The organism is Bradyrhizobium sp. 35, assembly GCF_023073215.1.
GTDB lineage: Bacteria > Pseudomonadota > Alphaproteobacteria > Rhizobiales > Xanthobacteraceae > Bradyrhizobium > Bradyrhizobium canariense_D.
In genome coordinates this window covers 18,518-32,231 of record NZ_JADPJC010000050.1, presented here as the reverse complement: position 1 = coordinate 32,231, position 13,714 = coordinate 18,518, and the positions used below count along the sequence as shown (strand labels likewise).

Genomic DNA, 13,714 nt, shown 5'->3' with positions numbered 1-13,714 from the left:
TTAAGTCACCTCTTAAGGATTTCTTGCCAGAGATAGACAATGCAGAAGGCCCGTCCCGCGCGGGCAGGAATTGTTGTTGTGCGATGAGTAAACCCGCTGAAAAGCCCGAGGTTGTGCAGCTTCCGGCCGAGCCGGTGAGCGTGCCGTCGGCGAGCCATCGCCGGGCTGCGGCACAGCGGGTGCGCGAGGCGCGCGATAAGTTGACGTCGACCAGTGGAACCCGGCCGGCTTTCGATGCCGAAATGCTGCGCCAGTACGCCCAGACGCGGCTGTCGGCCTCCTATGTCGTGATGCTGCTTGTGGTCGCGACAGGCGTGCTGTTTGGGCTGTGGATGCAGCCGATCCCGGCCGCGGCCTGGACCGCCGGCATGCTTTGCATTCATGCCGCAATGATCCGCAGCTGCCACCGCTTCCTGGCCGAGCCCGCCTCGCCCGCGGCAACGCGCGCATGGCAGACGCGTTTCGTCGTGCTCGACCTGCTCTATGGCCTTTGCTGGATGGCGATCCTGATCCATCCCGTGCTCGACATGATCACGGAAACGCTGATGATGTTCCTGATGCTGCTGGTGATCGCAGTATCAAGCATGCTGGCCGCCAATCTGCCGATCGCCGCCCTCGCCGCCACCGCACCGGTCGCGGTCGCGATGGCGCTGAGCTTCGTGATGACCGGCTCGCTGGATAATTACATCCTGGCCGCGCTCGCCGTCGCCGCCGAAGGCTATTTCGTGTTGCTGGCTCACCGCCTGCACTCTTCGACCTTCGCCACGCTCGAGGCGCGGGCCGAGAAGGACGCGCTGATCGGCGAGCTCGAACAAGCCAAGGCGATCTCGGACGAAGCGCGCCACCGCGCCGAATCCGCCAATGTGGCCAAGTCGCGCTTTCTGGCGCAGATGAGCCACGAACTGCGGACGCCGCTCAATGCAATCCTCGGCTTCTCGGAAGTGATGAAGAGCGAGATTTTCGGCGCGCATGCCGTGCCGGTCTACAAGGAGTACTCGGCCGACATCCACAATTCCGGCGTCCACCTGCTCAACCTCATCAACGAGATCCTCGATCTGTCGCGGATCGAGGCTGGCCGCTACGAGCTCAACGAGGAAGCGGTCTCGCTGGTCGGCATCGTCGCCGACTGCCATCATTTGATGAAGCTGCGCGCCTCGAGCCGTGGCATCACCATCCACGAGGTGTTCGAGCAGGCAATGCCGCGGCTGTGGGCCGACGAGCGCGCGATCCGCCAGGTCGTGCTCAATCTGCTCTCCAACTCGATCAAGTTCACTCCGCAGGGCGGCGAGATCTGGCTCAAGGCCGGCTGGACGGCCTCAGGCGGACAATATCTCTCGGTGAAGGACACCGGCTCCGGGATTCCCGAGGACGAGATCCCGGTCGTGCTCGCCTCGTTCGGCCAAGGCTCCAATTCCATCAAGTCGGCCGAACAGGGCGCCGGTCTCGGCCTGCCGATCGCCAAGAATCTGGTCGACCTGCATGGCGGTACGTTCACGCTGAAATCGAAGCTGCGCATCGGCACCGAAGTGATCGTCACCTTCCCGCCCGAGCGCGTGATGAGCGCGCTGGCGCCGATGTCGGATGATTCTCCGCCGCTCCAACCCGAGAGTTCCGCGGTGGCGGACGAGAAGCGCCGGCCCCGCCGCAAGCCGATCATGAGCGCAGGTACGGGCTCGTAACGAGGTGCTTGCAGACATGCCCGACCATCCGCCACTATGCCCCAATGAGCAAAGAAACGCCTTGCGTGGCCGTCTGCATGATCGATCCCAAGACCAGGCTGTGCTTCGGCTGCGGACGCACATTGCCGGAGATCGCGCGCTGGCACGCCATGGAGAGCGCGGAACGCCTCACGGTCATGGCGCTGTTGCCGGCGCGCATGAATCAGGCTGGACTTCCGCCCATCGCGGGATCGCCGAAACACACCTGATCGGTCGGCGCGCATCTGGAGATGCGCAATGATCCGGTCCCTGCTCGTTCTCATCATGCTCGCCTGCACGGCCGGTGCCGTCGTCGCCTATGGCGATTCCGACCAGATCGCGCGCGCGAGCAGCAAGGTCTCGCATATCTTTCGCACGCAGACCGCAGCGCCCGCGCCCGCCGTGCAGATTCCGCGCGGCCAGGGCGGCGAATTCGCGCTGCGCGCGAAGATCAACGGCGTGGCCGCACCGATGGTCATTGACACCGGCGCGACCTCGGTGGTGCTGACCTGGGAAACCGCGAAGGCGATCGGGCTGCCGCTCGAGATGCTCGAATACGACGTCGATCTCGAAACCGCGGGCGGTCACACCAAGGCGGCCCGCCTCACGATCGACCGCCTCTCCGTCGGTCACCTCGTCGAGAAATCGGTGCCAGCCCTCGTCGTGCAGCGCGGGCAGATGAAGACCAATCTGCTCGGCATGAGCTTCCTCGATCGCCTGGAGAGCTGGGGCGTGCGCGCCGACAGGCTGATGCTCACCGGGTATCCGGAGCTCCAGACCAGTCGCCGCCGCTCGCGCCTGGCAGTCGACTAGACTCTTGCAATCCGGCTCGTCATGCGATTACGGCTAGGCCGCCGCCTCCGCCGGTGCGCGCGCACCGACACGCGCAATCGCTTCGCGTAGCACCTCGAGGCCAGCGCTCGGCTTCACCCCCTGCTCGGCAAGATGGCGGCGGAAGGCGCGCGCGCCGGGGACGGCGTGGAATGCGCCGACGAAATGCCTCGTCATAGAGTGCAGCCTCGTGCCGCGCGCGAGCTGCTGTTCGATGTAGGGCATCATCGCTTCGAGCGCATCCTGCATCGAGGCATGCGGCGCCGCCTGGCCGAAAATGTCGGTATCGACCGAGAGCAGCCGCCAAGGCTCCTGATAGGCGGCTCGTCCAAGCATCGCGCCGTCAACGTGATTGAGATGTGCCCTTGCCTCGTCGACACCGGGGATGCCGCCGTTGATGATGACAGGCACATCCGGCATCGCGCGCTTGAGGCGATAGACGCGATCATAGTCGAGCGGCGGGATGTCGCGATTCTCCTTCGGTGACAAACCGCTGAGCCATGCTTTCCGGGCATGTACGATCAGCGCCTCGCAGCCGGAGTCAACGACTGCGTGCGCAAGGTTGTCGAGCGCGACTTCCGGATCCTGGTCGTCAATCCCGATGCGGCACTTCACGGTCACGGGCACGGCCACCGCACCCTTCATCGCCTCGACGCACCTCGCCACGAGATCAGGCTCTGCCATCAGGCAAGCGCCGAAACGGCCGTCCTTCACGCGGTCGGAGGGGCAGCCGACGTTGAGGTTGATTTCGTCATAACCGAACTCCTCGCCGATCCGCGCCGCCAGCGCCAGCTCGCGTGGGTCCGACCCGCCGAGTTGAAGCGCGACCGGGTGCTCGACCAGATCGAACCCAAGCAGCCGCTTCCGGTCACCATGAATGATGGCGCCAGTGGTCAGCATCTCCGTATAGAGCAGCGCCCGCCTCGTCAGGTGACGGTGGAACACCCGGCAATGCCGGTCGGTCCAATCCATCATGGGCGCCACGGAAAAGCGATATTCTCGATATTCCAAGTAGTTATCCTATCCTTACAATGGACTAGAGCAGGAACAACTGCACACGTGTGCACTCCAAACTAGCCAAAATTGCACACGTTTGTACCGCGTTTGATCTCCCGGTGCACACTAGCGCACATGAAATCCGGGTGGAGCGCACACGCGGTGCCGACCTTTAAGAAGCTCCAGTCGGGCAGCTGGCGCGTTCAAGTCAGGAGGAATCGTATCGCACTTCGTAGTCTTGGCCGTTAGCCACGCGGGCGCGATCTTGTTTGCGTCCCCCTGCGGTCTTCTTCTTCGCTGCCATCTGCTCCTCCGTCCGCGAAACTCATCGCGGTGCGACGCTTCAAGGAATCGCGAGTTCCTTCAAAGAAGCTGTTGCGAGCGTGAGGCCGAACGAACGCGAGCGACGCAGCATCGCGGCTCCAACTTGGTGGGCTTTTCCATTTTCATTTCCTCGACCGCCTGCACGAAGGCTTCGTCGCGCCGCATGAGCAAAGCGGCCGTTTGGCGCACGTCGCGCGAGCTGGTTTGCTCCGGACTTTCGCCCGGAGCCCGCTCCCGTTTTCTTGCAGATGCTTCTCTAGATCCTCCTTTCCAAAACCCACGGCTCGGGAAAACTTGGAACTTCTCAGCCCAGCGTAGGTTGGTTGCCGATCGTTGAACTCAGGAGCCGAAAATGAGCCGCGGAATGCCATCGATGACCGCCCTCTTGGGTATGCTCGCAATCGCGGGGTATCAAAATCGGGACAAGCTGGCGGACATGTTTCGCAATGCGACCTCCGGCCAGCCGGCGGGTGCCAAGGATTCCCTGAGCGGCATGCTCGGCAGCCTTGGCGGCCTAGCGGGCACCGGAGGCGTGGGTTCGCTGCTGAACGGCGGGATCGGCGAATTGCTCGAGCACTTCAGGCAGAACGGGCAAGGCGATGTGGCTCAATCCTGGATCAATCAGGGGCCGAACCGCGAAGTCACCCCGCCCGAACTCCAGCAGGCTATCGGTCCGGACGTCCTTCAAAAACTGGAGCAGCAGACCGGCTTGTCGCAGCAGGAGATTCTCGACCGTTTGTCCCGAGAGCTTCCGACTGCCGTGGACAAATACACGCCTGATGGACGTCTTCCGGCTTCATCGGCGGGATAACACCACAGCGATCGAGGGAGAGACATGAGCATCATCTGGACGATCATCATCGGTTTCATCGCAGGCGTCATCGCGAAGTTCATCATGCCCGGCGACAACGAGCCCTCGGGTTTCATCCTGACCACCATCCTGGGAATAGTGGGCGCGTTCGTTGCGACCTATCTTGGCCAATCTCTCGGCTGGTACCGGCCAGGAGAAGGCGCAGGACTAGTGGGGGCAGTGGTAGGCGCCATCATCGTGCTTTTCGTCTACGGTTTTGTAGCCGGTCGCAGCCGTCGGGCCATCTAACCACAGTGCACGGAATTCTGCGCGTCAGCGGAGAATTCGCCCGGTGTGAAAGGCGATCGGCAAGATGAAATGGATGCTCGTTGTCCTGGTAGGAGGCATGACCCCGGTCAACACCGACCTGGTGTTCGACAAGTTCGCCGATTGCCTTGCCGCCGAGGAGCAGATGCGGAAACATTATACCGACGCCTTCGAGGTCTGGGACCGATGGGCCGCCGCGAATATCGAGCGAAGACGCGAATACACGAAGGTGCGCGACCTCCAGGCCAAACGCCTGCTCAGCAACATCGGTACGTGCGTTCCTCATGCGGGCGGCGACCCCGCGGCGCTTCAGCAGCAGAGCAATCCGACACCTCCCCAAACTCCTCAAGCCGCACCTATGCTTCAGCCAAGTCCGAAAACGTGACGTCTGAACGTTTCGAACAGGCGCATCCGCAAACGAATGTTGCAGCTGCGCTTTCATCGCCCCTGCCTTTATTGTTCTCGCCCCGCGCTGACCTTTGGCCTGCTGACGATTATAGGTGCACGCATCAATGTCGCCCTGACGGACCTGCGGGCTGACGATGTCGGCCGAACTGTAGGCGAGAATGGGCGCTGCCGCTTCTCGAGCGCAAGAAGCGGCTCAAGGCCCTCCTGCCGCGCCACAAGCTGACCGCGTTCAGCAAGCACCCCAAGGGCAGCGGCACAAAATTCTTTGCAGAGAAGCCGATCTGAGACATCTCGAAGGCGTCATGGCCAAGCGCGCCGACAGCCTGTACGCGTCCGGACGCCGGACCGCCGATTGGCTGAGGTAAAGACCGCACAGCGGCAGGAGGTAGTGATCGCCGGCTTCACGGCGCCGAGGCGAACCCGGCCCTTCTTCGGCGCCCTCGTGCTGGCGGTACGCGACGACGATGCATGGCGGTACACGGCCACGTCGGCACCGGCTTCAGCCACCAAGTTCTCGAAGAGCTTCACAACAAGCTCGTGAGGCTCAAGACAGCCAAGTCGCCCTTCCCCGGCCAAAGTAAAGGATGAGCGGGTCACGACCTGGGTGCATCCTTCGTTGGTCGCGGAAGTGAAATTAGCGGAATGGACCAGCAAGGGCGAGCTGCGCCAGCCAGTCTATGGCCTGAGGTCGGACAAATTGGCCAAGGACGTGGTTCGCGAAAAGAAATGGCCGCGAAAATAGTACGCCGAGACGAAACGTGGACCCCAGGAGTTCAACCAGCGGTGCGCTCGGATGCCGAAGGCCACGGCGGCAGGGGCGGCAGTCCGAGGGCCTTGCGTACTGGTCCGAACGACCTCCGGTGAGCTGCGCATGCACCAAGCCTGGCGAGCGCCTGATAATGAGCCGGCACCGGGTAGCCCTTGTGATCCGCGAATCCGTAGCCGGGGTGACGCACATCGAGCGTCCGCATTATGCTGTCGCGCTCGACTTTCGCGAGGATGGAGGCGGCGGCGATGCTGGCGGACTTGGCGTCGCCTTTAATGATGGACTGCTGAGGGATCTCGATTTCCTTCAACCGCTTCGCGTCGATCAGCAAGTGCTGCGGCGCCAACCCTAGCCCCCGGACCGCACGCTGCATCGCTTGGATGCCTGCCCAATAGATGTTGATCGCGTCGATCTCCTCGACCTCGACGAATGCCACGCACCAACTCTCTGCCTTTTCCTTGATCTCCTTCGCGAGTTCTTCGCGAGCGGCGGCATCGAGTTTTTTCGAGTCGTCAATTCCGATTATCCGCGTGCCGGGTTTCAGGATCACGGCGCCGGCGGAGACTGGCCCGGCGAGAGGGCTCATTCCCGCCTCGTCCACGCCTGCCACAATATGATGGCCGCTTGTCCAGAGAGAGGTCTCGAAGCGGAGCATCTTTCGCAGGCGCTGCCCTTCGGACCTGTTTTCGGAGCGCCGTTTATCGATGGAAGCCAGGATGGCACGGGCTCCCGCGCGGGCGTCGGCCCGTAAGACCTGCTCGACGCTGGCCTCGAGGGGTCTTTTCTCGACGACATAGCGCCGCCGCAATTCATCGAGTGAATACTGGGACATGGCGGCCTTCCTGAAGATTGACTGCGGGAAGCGTGTCGGTGAAATTTGTGGCGATTGTCTGAAGCTAGACCATGCCGTCATCGGCAGCGCCTTGTCGAAAGAACCGGACCGGCTCTCCATCTGAGGTCCCGCTGTTCTGGAGGCCACTGATCCACACCTCGCGTCCACCGACCTCCGAGCGGAACCAACCGGTGTCTTCATCCCTTTAGAATGAGTGGAGCCTCGATCCCAGGGTGCTTCCGAGGGGACCGGCCCATGCTCCGACAAACCAGCAACGAAGAAGAGGTTCTGGACCGCACCGCCGGGGTCGCGGCCACCATCGCGGAAGAAGGCCTCCGGTATGTCAGCGACTCCGCGCCGGGGTACACGCGCAAGCGGACTGGAACCACTTTCAGCTACTACGACAAGGACGGCAAGCGCATCACCGATGCCGCCGTCATCCGACGCATCAAATCAATCGGCATCCCGCCGGCCTACGAATCCGTGTGGATCTGCCCGTCTTCGAACGGCCACATCCAGGCAACCGGGCTCGATGCGCGGGGCCGCAAGCAGTACCGCTACCACGCAAAATGGCGCGAGTTGCGCGACCAGAACAAGTACGAGCACATCATCCAGTTCGCGGCCGCGCTGCCAGCGCTGCGGGAGCGGGTCGCCGCCGACATGAGGCGGGACGGACTGCCCCGCGAGAAGGTGCTGGCCACGATCGCCAGTCTTCTGGAGAAGACGTTGATCCGGGTCGGCAACGCCGAGTATGCCGAGAAAAACAAGTCCTACGGGCTCACCACTATGCGCCGCAAGCACGTCGCGGTCGGGCGCGGCGTCCTTCGGTTCGACTTTACGGGCAAATCGGGCAAACAGTGGAAGCTTCGCGTCGAGGACAAGCGGATAGCCGCGATCGTGAAGCGCTGCGCGGAGATCCCCGGACACGAGCTCTTCAAGTACCTGGACGACGACGGACAGCCCCGCACCGTCGATTCCGGCGACGTCAACGCCTACATCAAGGATATCACGGGCGAGGACTTCAGTGCCAAGGATTTTCGGACTTGGGCGGGAACGGTTCTGGCGGCGTTGGCCCTGACCGAATTCAAGAAGTACGATAGCCAGGCCGAGGCGAAGCGCAACGTCGTCGCCGCCATCGAAAGCGTCTCGAAGCAGCTCGGCAACACACCGGCGATCTGCCGCAAGTGCTACGTGCACCCGGAAGTCCTGAACGCCTACATGTCTGGTGACCTCGTGAAGATGATTGATGCCAAGATCGCGCAGAAGTTCAAGCGCCAGTACGCCAAGCTCACTCCCGACGAGATCGTGGTGCTGGCATTTCTCCGCAAGCGTCTCAATTCTCTGAAGGCGCCCGCCTAGCCTCGCGTACCAGTCTCCGGACGCCCGCGTCCTCCTCGATGCCTGCGCGCACGCCTCGGCAGGTGCCGGAAGCTGTCGAAGGCGAACAGAAGCTGGCCGGCGTGCTTGTTATTGTCGGCTTGCTTGCCGCCTTCGCGCTTTCTAATCTCGGCCAAACGTAAAAGGGCATTGGACGCCTTCTGAATCAATCACGTGTTGGCCCACCTGCCAGAGTGCATAAATTCAGGCGCGGCTTTGAGGTCAGCCGCCGTCGCGTTCATCGTGGCGTGCCATTCTTTCTTGTTTGACCGAGTTCAGACGTATCGCGACGTAGACCGAGGAAGCCCCCCTTGCAACGACAGCTTTTTAGTAGCTCCTCTATTCCTCTATTCCTCTATTCCGAAAGTTCGATTGCAATGGGTTGGTGATCGGATGCATCCGTCGCTTCGTTGACCTCGATGCTGCGAACGTAGCCGGTCAAATCTTCCGTCACGAAAATGAAGTCGCGGCAGTCGGGCCCCTCGGCCCACTGCGCGCGGTCGTAGATTCCGCAAGTCGGCGCACGCGCGCGGCCGGGACGATCGGCGGTCCATGCATCCCGATACGCCAGACCAGGCCGGCCAGATCGGGCAATCAATGCGTGCTGAGGGTCGGCAACGTCAAAATTGAAATCACCACACAGCAGGCTCGACGCCGCGACGGTCTGACTTTCATACGGCTCATCGTGCCGGGAGCCGGCCTGCTTCGGACTCATTGACGCGTCCTCCTGCAAATCCAGCAGGCGAGCGATCTGTGCCTCGCGCTGGCCGGCCGAATGGAACTCGAGATGCGTGTTGACGACGCGGACCACGCCAAACGAGGCCTGAACCGTCACCTCCAGGGCGTGACGGCGCATGCTCCGCACCGCGGCTGCGGCGGGCCATGGCAGCAGATGGTTTGCAATCTGCAGCACCGGCAACCTCGACAGCGTCATGTTACCGAAGCGATGGAGGTTGCCATCAGGATCGACAGTTTCGATCGCGGGCCGGAATATTGCGGAGTAGCCGGGCAAAAGGGCTGCCAGCTGTTCGCTCTGATCCGCTCCATCACCAAATCTCGAGAAGTTCGCGCTCACCTCCTGGAAGCAGAACACGTCCGCATCGAGCGTCTGTCGAGCGACGGCAACGATCCTTGCCAGATCGGTCACGCCGTCGCAGCCCTTTCCGCACTGTATGTTCCAGGTGAGAAGTCTCATTAACGGATGCCTGCACGCATGAATGACTGGACGAACTGACGCTGGAACAGCAGAAACGCGATCAGCAGCGGCGCCATCGTCATCACGGTTGCCGCCGTGATCACTGACCAATCCACGCCGGTCTCAGGCGCGCCGAACACGGCAAGCCCCACGGTGAGCGGCCGCGCTTCCACCGAATTCGTGACGATCAACGGCCACAGGAAATTGTTCCAGTGATAGCTGACGGAGACGAGGCCAAAGGCGACATAGGTCGGGCGAGCCAGCGGGACATAGACCCGCCACAGGATTCCGAGCGGACCCGCTCCCTCGACCCGCGCGGCTTCGACCAACTCCTGGGGCACCCCCTTGAAGGTCTGCCGCAGCAGGAAGATGCCGAAGGCGCTCGCGAGATAGGGCAGCGCGATCGCAGGGATCGTATCGAGCAGTCCCAGCTTGGCGATCGCGCGGTAGTTCTCGACGATCAGGACGTCGGGCATGATCATCAGCTGGAGCAGAACGAGGGCGAAAGCGATGCCGCTGCCCCTGAACCTGAAGCGCGCAAAGGCATAGGCGGCCAGCGTCGACAGGATGAGCTGACCAACCAGGATCAGCGTCACCAGCACCACCGTGTTGAGATAGTACCGAGCGAACGGCGCCTGGTTCCAGGCCCGGGCAAAATTCTCCAGCGTCCAGGGCGCGGACAGGCTGAACGACGTGGCGTAAGCGGCCGGATGCAGCGCGCTCCAAAAGGCATAGGCCAATGGGGCAAGCCAGATCAAAGCCAGGAGCCATGCTGCGACGGCCTCAATGGGGCGTGTCCGGCCTCTCATTGATAGTGGATCCTGCGATCGAGATAACCGAACTTGATCAGCGCAACCGAGCTTAGCAGCATCAGAAGCACAACCGTCAGCGTTGCCGCGTAAGAGGAATCTTGGAAGGTGAAGGCAACTTCATAAATGTAGTAGAGCAGCAGCGTGCTGGCGTTGTTCGGACCGCCCTTGGTCATGATGACCAGATGGTCCACCAACTTGAAGGAGTTGATGACTGCGTTGATCGCCACGAACAACGTGGTCGGCATCAGCAATGGGAACGTGATCCGGCGGAACGTGTACCACCGGCTCGCGCCTTCGATGGACGCGGCCTCTTCGAGGTCCGGCGAGAGCTGCTGCAGCGCCGCCAGGTAGAAGATCATGAAGAAGCCGGCCTCCTTCCAGATCACCATCACGATCAGACAGCTCATCACCGTCGAGGGATCGCCCAGCCAGTTCCAGCCACCGAGACCGAAAAGGCCGCGCAACTGATCCAGCAACCCATAATCCGGCGTGTAGAAGAACAGCCAGATATTGGCGACGGCGATCAACGGCAGCACGGTCGGCGTGAAATAGGCCAGTCGCAGAAAGCCGCGGCCGCGTATGTTGCGATTGACCCAGATCGCCATCACCAGGGCCAGGGCAATCGAGGTCGGGATCGTGCCGAGCGCGAACCAGAAATTATTGACCAGCGCCTTCCAGAAGATCGGATCGGCCGCCATGGACCGATAGCTGTCAAGCCCGACGAAGGCCTCCGTGCCATTGCGGCGCGTGACGAACAGCGAATGCCGGATCGTCGCCAGAATCGGAAAGTGCGTGAATGCGAGTAGCAGGACGGCCGCCGGCAGCAGCAGCAGCCAGGCATTCACGGTGTTCCACCACGCTTGCGATCGGGCACGGCGCGGGGCTATTGGCGATGAGACCATGGAGTCGGACATCTGTGAGCCGGCGGGATGGCGGTGGCGCGCCATCCCGCCACGTCCCTATTTGTAGGCGCGCAAGACGCGGTCGGACTGCTGTTGCGCGGCGGCCAGCGCCTCCTGCGGCTTCTGCGCGCCCGTGATTGCGGCCTGCACGGCATCTCCGACGAACTTGTAGATGCGGCCGTTCTCATGAACGGAGAGCTCCGGCACCGCATGCTCCAGCTGATCGCGCGCAACTGTGGCCTGCGGGAAGGCCTTTGCGTAGGCCTCCATCGTCGGCGTCTTGTAGGCGGCCGGCGACACTGCCACGTAGCCGGTCTTCATGCTCCATTCGGCCGCGCGATCCGGAGCCGTGATCCATTGAATGAACTTGACGGCCGCCTTCTGCTGTTCGGGAGACGCACTCTTGAAGATGTAGAAATTGCCGCCGCCGGTCGGTGATCCGCGCCGCTCCCTGGCCGGCAGCATGGCCACACCGAACTGGAATTTCGCGGCGTCCTTGACCGCCGTCAGATTGCCGGTGGTGTGCCACATCATCGCCGTCTTGCCTTCGAGGAAATCGTTGCGCAGCGTCGCCCAATCGATGCTGCCGGCCGGGGCGACGTTGTGCTTGCGCGACAGGTCGACCCAGTACTCGAGGGCAGCGACCGTCTTCGGAGCGGTCAGATAGACCTCGTTGCCGGGCTCGTTCATCATCTTCTGCCCGTTCTCGATCGCCAGCGCCTGCAGCATCCAGTAGGCATATCCGGTCGAGGGAATTTCGATGCCCCAGCGCGTCGTGTTGCCGCCATCCTTCTTGACCAGCTTCTTCGACATCTCGACCATTTCGTCCCAGGACGCCGGCGCCTTCTCGGGATCAAGGCCCGCCTCCTTGAAGGCGTCCTTGTTCCAGTACAGCACGATGGTCGAACGCTGGAACGGCACGCTCCAGGTCTTGCCGTCGATCTGCCCGTTCGCCATGAACGCCGGATAGAACTCCTTGAACCAGGCCTTGTCGCCGACGAGATCGTCAAACGGCACGATCGCGTTCTCGTCCATCAGCGTGAACACGTCGGTCGACAGCAACACCGACAGTTGCGGCGGCTGCCCGCCCTTCATGGCGGTCATCGCCTTGGTCATCGTATCCGTGTAGTTGCCGGCATAGACCGCCATCATCTTGATGTCGGGATTGTCCTTCTCGAAGCGCGAGACCATGTCGTCGATGATCTTGGTGACGGGACCGCCGACCGCGACCGGATAGTACATGGTCAGATCCACCGCGGCGGCCGGGCGTGCAGCCATCGAGAGTACGGCAAACGCCGCTGCCATCAACATCGTTCGTCGCGCAAACATGGGACAATCTCCTTCGTTACTGCGTTTGAAACAGCCGCTGCTATCGACCGGATATCGCCCGCTGGCCCTCTGTGACGATGGTCTCCAAGCGAGTTTCCGAACTTGAATCGAACCGATGCTCGAGCCCGGGTTCCCACGCGATCCGGACATCCTCGCCTGGCCGAACCTTGCTGAAACCTTCGAGCCGCACCGAGATGGGCTGACCATCGACCTCGCACAGAACGATGCTGTCGGCCCCAAGATGCTCGATCGCCCTGACGCGCGCAAAACGGTCCCCGCCCGACACGATGCGGATATGCTCCGGCCGGATGCCGATGAGATGATCACCCTGGCGCAACAGGTTCATCGGCGGCGTGCCGATGAACCGCGCCGTGAATGCCGTCGCCGGCCGGTTATATAGCTCCTCTGGTGTGCCATTCTGCTCGATACGACCATCGCGCATCAGCACGACGCGATCCGCCATCGTCATGGCTTCGGTCTGATCGTGGGTCACGTAGACCATCGTCATTCCGAGCCGCTGTTGCAGGGCGCGGATCTCCGTCCGCATCTCATGCCGCAGCTTGGCGTCCAGATTTGAAAGCGGCTCGTCCATGAGGCAGACCCGCGCTTCCGCAATGATGGCTCGTCCCAGTGCAACCCGCTGGCGCTGGCCGCCAGATAGCTGCGACGGCTTGCGTTCAAGCAGATGCGCAAGGCCAACAATCTCGGCCACACGCCGGAGCCGCTCGTCTCGTTCCGCGCGCGACACGCGACGCACACGCAGTCCGAAGACGATGTTCTCGGCTACGCTCAAATGCGGAAACAGCGCATAGGACTGGAAGACCATGGAGATATTCCGCTGCGCCGGGGTCAGATGGGTCACGTCGACGCCGCCGATGGCGATCGTACCGGCATCAGCATCCTCAAGCCCGGCGATCAGCCGCAGCGTGGTCGACTTACCGCAGCCGGACGGTCCCAGCAGCACAAGTAGCGAGCCCTCGTTCGCTGTCAGACTGACGTCATCGACGGCGCGCATCGCGCCCCAGAACTTGGAGACATGACTCAGCGTGATCGCTGACATGGCCTGTTCGCTCTCACCGTGATGCGGCTACGCCGCTGGCGACGGCTCGCTGCAACGGACCCATGCAA

At 62.3% G+C, this 13,714-nt stretch carries 15 protein-coding genes and 2 pseudogenes; 9 read left to right on the top strand and 8 right to left on the bottom strand.

Annotated elements, in window-relative coordinates:
- The first annotated feature begins 83 nt into the window (after window positions 1–83).
- From IVB36_RS08300 to IVB36_RS08290, 3 genes are read left to right on the top strand one after another with little or no spacing between them, the layout of a single operon-like run.
- On the top strand, window positions 84–1,679 hold the full coding sequence (locus IVB36_RS08300; RefSeq protein WP_018459393.1) for a HAMP domain-containing sensor histidine kinase: 1,596 nt from the start codon (window positions 84–86) through the stop codon (window positions 1,677–1,679).
- A 44-nt stretch (window positions 1,680–1,723) separates the two neighbouring features.
- The gene (locus IVB36_RS08295) at window positions 1,724–1,927 is read left to right on the top strand and encodes a DUF1289 domain-containing protein (protein WP_085385590.1); all 204 of its coding nucleotides are present in this window, start codon (window positions 1,724–1,726) and stop codon (window positions 1,925–1,927) included.
- A gap of 28 nt (window positions 1,928–1,955) precedes the next feature.
- The gene (locus tag IVB36_RS08290) at window positions 1,956–2,510 is read left to right on the top strand and encodes a TIGR02281 family clan AA aspartic protease (protein ID WP_085385588.1); all 555 of its coding nucleotides are present in this window, start codon (window positions 1,956–1,958) and stop codon (window positions 2,508–2,510) included.
- 33 nt (window positions 2,511–2,543) lie between these two features.
- On the opposite strand, the gene dusA is transcribed toward IVB36_RS08290, so the two are convergent.
- Both dusA and IVB36_RS08280 read right to left on the bottom strand, forming a co-directional pair.
- The gene (gene dusA / locus IVB36_RS08285) at window positions 2,544–3,539 is read right to left on the bottom strand and encodes a tRNA dihydrouridine(20/20a) synthase DusA (protein WP_256467242.1); all 996 of its coding nucleotides are present in this window, start codon (window positions 3,537–3,539) and stop codon (window positions 2,544–2,546) included.
- A 199-nt stretch (window positions 3,540–3,738) separates the two neighbouring features.
- Window positions 3,739–3,828: pseudogene (locus tag IVB36_RS08280) on the bottom strand (DUF3606 domain-containing protein); the annotation flags it as partial.
- A gap of 372 nt (window positions 3,829–4,200) precedes the next feature.
- Between IVB36_RS08280 and IVB36_RS08275 the strand changes: the two are divergent.
- From IVB36_RS08275 to IVB36_RS08260, 4 genes and pseudogenes are all read left to right on the top strand, one after another.
- Window positions 4,201–4,659, top strand: coding sequence for a YidB family protein (locus tag IVB36_RS08275; RefSeq protein WP_026233798.1), 459 nt, complete (start codon window positions 4,201–4,203; stop codon window positions 4,657–4,659).
- Between the two features lie 24 nt (window positions 4,660–4,683).
- Complete coding sequence (locus IVB36_RS08270; protein WP_018459399.1) at window positions 4,684–4,947, top strand: GlsB/YeaQ/YmgE family stress response membrane protein; 264 nt, start codon at window positions 4,684–4,686, stop codon at window positions 4,945–4,947.
- A 64-nt stretch (window positions 4,948–5,011) separates the two neighbouring features.
- A complete protein-coding gene (locus tag IVB36_RS08265) occupies window positions 5,012–5,350 on the top strand; it encodes a hypothetical protein (protein ID WP_018459400.1) in 339 nt (112 codons plus the stop codon).
- 191 nt (window positions 5,351–5,541) lie between these two features.
- Window positions 5,542–6,115, top strand: a pseudogene (locus IVB36_RS08260) (DNA ligase); the annotation flags it as partial.
- A gap of 31 nt (window positions 6,116–6,146) precedes the next feature.
- Here the strand turns inward: IVB36_RS08260 and IVB36_RS08255 are convergent.
- Window positions 6,147–6,971, bottom strand: a complete 825-nt coding sequence (locus IVB36_RS08255; protein ID WP_247391191.1) for a ribonuclease HII — start codon at window positions 6,969–6,971, stop codon at window positions 6,147–6,149.
- Here IVB36_RS08255 and IVB36_RS40120 point away from each other — a divergent pair.
- A complete protein-coding gene (locus IVB36_RS40120; protein ID WP_256467241.1) occupies window positions 6,970–7,095 on the top strand; it encodes a hypothetical protein in 126 nt (41 codons plus the stop codon). The genes IVB36_RS08255 and IVB36_RS40120 overlap by 2 nt on opposite strands.
- 131 nt (window positions 7,096–7,226) lie before the next feature.
- Window positions 7,227–8,330, top strand: a complete 1,104-nt coding sequence (locus IVB36_RS08250; RefSeq protein WP_247391190.1) for a DNA topoisomerase IB — start codon at window positions 7,227–7,229, stop codon at window positions 8,328–8,330.
- A gap of 373 nt (window positions 8,331–8,703) precedes the next feature.
- Here the strand turns inward: IVB36_RS08250 and IVB36_RS08245 are convergent, their stop codons facing one another.
- Genes IVB36_RS08245 through IVB36_RS08225 form a run of 5 tightly spaced genes read right to left on the bottom strand, consistent with a single transcriptional unit; the run spans window position 8,704 to window position 13,646 of the window.
- On the bottom strand, window positions 8,704–9,543 hold the full coding sequence (locus IVB36_RS08245) for an endonuclease/exonuclease/phosphatase family protein (protein WP_247391188.1): 840 nt from the start codon (window positions 9,541–9,543) through the stop codon (window positions 8,704–8,706).
- Window positions 9,543–10,352, bottom strand: a complete 810-nt coding sequence (locus IVB36_RS08240) for a carbohydrate ABC transporter permease (protein ID WP_085352716.1) — start codon at window positions 10,350–10,352, stop codon at window positions 9,543–9,545. The genes IVB36_RS08245 and IVB36_RS08240 overlap by 1 nt, the downstream gene beginning before the upstream one ends.
- Entirely contained in the window at window positions 10,349–11,269 is a 921-nt protein-coding gene (locus IVB36_RS08235; RefSeq protein ID WP_247391436.1) for a sugar ABC transporter permease, read from the bottom strand. Before IVB36_RS08235 ends, IVB36_RS08240 begins: the two co-directional genes overlap by 4 nt.
- 45 nt (window positions 11,270–11,314) lie before the next feature.
- Window positions 11,315–12,568, bottom strand: a complete 1,254-nt coding sequence (locus IVB36_RS08230; protein ID WP_247391433.1) for an ABC transporter substrate-binding protein — start codon at window positions 12,566–12,568, stop codon at window positions 11,315–11,317.
- A gap of 58 nt (window positions 12,569–12,626) precedes the next feature.
- Window positions 12,627–13,646 (bottom strand): ABC transporter ATP-binding protein, encoded by a 1,020-nt coding sequence (locus tag IVB36_RS08225; protein ID WP_247391186.1) that lies wholly within the window; start codon window positions 13,644–13,646, stop codon window positions 12,627–12,629.
- Window positions 13,647–13,714: the final 68 nt, after the last annotated feature.

What these genes read in the sequence shown, in the direction of transcription:
- IVB36_RS08300 (WP_018459393.1), top strand. Translation starts at nt 84, where the DNA reads ATGAGTAAACCCGCTGAAAAGCCCGAGGTTGTGCAGCTTCCGGCCGAG.
- IVB36_RS08295 (WP_085385590.1), top strand. Translation starts at nt 1,724, where the DNA reads ATGAGCAAAGAAACGCCTTGCGTGGCCGTCTGCATGATCGATCCCAAG.
- IVB36_RS08290 (WP_085385588.1), top strand. Translation starts at nt 1,956, where the DNA reads ATGATCCGGTCCCTGCTCGTTCTCATCATGCTCGCCTGCACGGCCGGT.
- IVB36_RS08275 (WP_026233798.1), top strand. Translation starts at nt 4,201, where the DNA reads ATGAGCCGCGGAATGCCATCGATGACCGCCCTCTTGGGTATGCTCGCA.
- IVB36_RS08270 (WP_018459399.1), top strand. Translation starts at nt 4,684, where the DNA reads ATGAGCATCATCTGGACGATCATCATCGGTTTCATCGCAGGCGTCATC.
- IVB36_RS08265 (WP_018459400.1), top strand. Translation starts at nt 5,012, where the DNA reads ATGAAATGGATGCTCGTTGTCCTGGTAGGAGGCATGACCCCGGTCAAC.
- IVB36_RS40120 (WP_256467241.1), top strand. Translation starts at nt 6,970, where the DNA reads ATGGCGGCCTTCCTGAAGATTGACTGCGGGAAGCGTGTCGGTGAAATT.
- IVB36_RS08255 (WP_247391191.1), bottom strand. Translation starts at nt 6,971, where the DNA reads ATGTCCCAGTATTCACTCGATGAATTGCGGCGGCGCTATGTCGTCGAG.
- IVB36_RS08250 (WP_247391190.1), top strand. Translation starts at nt 7,227, where the DNA reads ATGCTCCGACAAACCAGCAACGAAGAAGAGGTTCTGGACCGCACCGCC.
- IVB36_RS08245 (WP_247391188.1), bottom strand. Translation starts at nt 9,543, where the DNA reads ATGAGACTTCTCACCTGGAACATACAGTGCGGAAAGGGCTGCGACGGC.
- IVB36_RS08240 (WP_085352716.1), bottom strand. Translation starts at nt 10,352, where the DNA reads ATGAGAGGCCGGACACGCCCCATTGAGGCCGTCGCAGCATGGCTCCTG.
- IVB36_RS08235 (WP_247391436.1), bottom strand. Translation starts at nt 11,269, where the DNA reads ATGTCCGACTCCATGGTCTCATCGCCAATAGCCCCGCGCCGTGCCCGA.
- IVB36_RS08230 (WP_247391433.1), bottom strand. Translation starts at nt 12,568, where the DNA reads ATGTTGATGGCAGCGGCGTTTGCCGTACTCTCGATGGCTGCACGCCCG.
- IVB36_RS08225 (WP_247391186.1), bottom strand. Translation starts at nt 13,646, where the DNA reads ATGTCAGCGATCACGCTGAGTCATGTCTCCAAGTTCTGGGGCGCGATG.